The 941-nt window shown below is 64.2% G+C and carries 1 protein-coding gene and 1 tRNA gene; one reads left to right on the forward strand and one right to left on the reverse strand.

What is annotated here, in order from left to right:
- Positions 1-55: 55 nt before the first annotated feature.
- Positions 56-141, forward strand: a tRNA-Leu gene (locus tag EOC06_RS37890).
- 106 nt (positions 142-247) lie between these two features.
- On the opposite strand, the gene EOC06_RS37895 is transcribed toward EOC06_RS37890, so the two are convergent.
- On the reverse strand, positions 248-941 hold a 694-nt coding region (locus EOC06_RS37895; protein WP_164899028.1), incomplete at its 5' end, for an aromatic amino acid lyase.

The following is a 941-nucleotide window of genomic DNA, read 5'->3' on the forward strand; positions in this document are numbered from 1 at the left end:
ACGCTCAACAACACGACTTGACGGGCTGTGTCTGGCGTCTGAAAAGGGCTGGCCTGCGGACGTGGCGGAATTGGTAGACGCAAGGGACTTAAAATCCCTCGATCTCTGATCGTACGGGTTCGATTCCCGTCGTCCGCACCACCCTTCGCTCTTCGAGCTTCGGGTGGCGGGCCACCTGAAGCTCGGCAGGTTCGAACTTCATCCGTTCAGGCGCACCAGTTCACCGGCTACCGCTTTGTCGGCATCTCTACGTTTCGAACACTTTCTCAGTGAACCATTCCGCCAACCTGGCAAGCTCCGGCCCCAGCACGCGATCGGCGCCGACAGGCGGCACGATAGCTCTGATTTGATCGACGAAGGAGCGCAGTGCCGGCGGCGGCGTGCGTTCGGTGACGTGCAGCGCTTGCGAGGCGATCATCGCCAGCATCGCCATGGCGGCGTTGACGCAGCGGCCGGCGGTTGCCTCCTTTGTCCATGCGAAGAACGCCGTCGTGGCGACGTCGTCCTGCCCCGCGCCAGCCGATTCCGTGCCCGGAATGAAGGTGCGCTGTGCGGCCAGCTTGGCCTGCTCGAGATAGCCGGTGATCGCCATCGGCACGTAGCCGACATTGCCGTGGCCGTCGCTGTCGGCTGAGTGACGTCCGGTCATCAGCAGATCCGGCAGCAGCGACACCTTGCCGTTCAGAAGCTTCGAGGCGTGGCGGTCGCAGAGCAGGCAGATATCGGCCCATATCGCCGCCAGATCGTCCAACGCCGGCGTCGCCATGGCATTGTGATAGCCGCCGGTCGAGATGCAGCGGCCGAGCGGATGTGCATCGTCGGGCGGGATGTAGACCGGATTATCCGATATAGAGGCCAGCGACACATTGGCCGCCCGCTCGGCCGACGACAACGCACGATGCGCCTGGCCGAGGACGCGCGGCACGATGCGGTAGCTGACC

This window comes from Mesorhizobium sp. M7A.F.Ca.MR.362.00.0.0 (assembly GCF_004023175.1).
Lineage (GTDB): Bacteria > Pseudomonadota > Alphaproteobacteria > Rhizobiales > Rhizobiaceae > Mesorhizobium.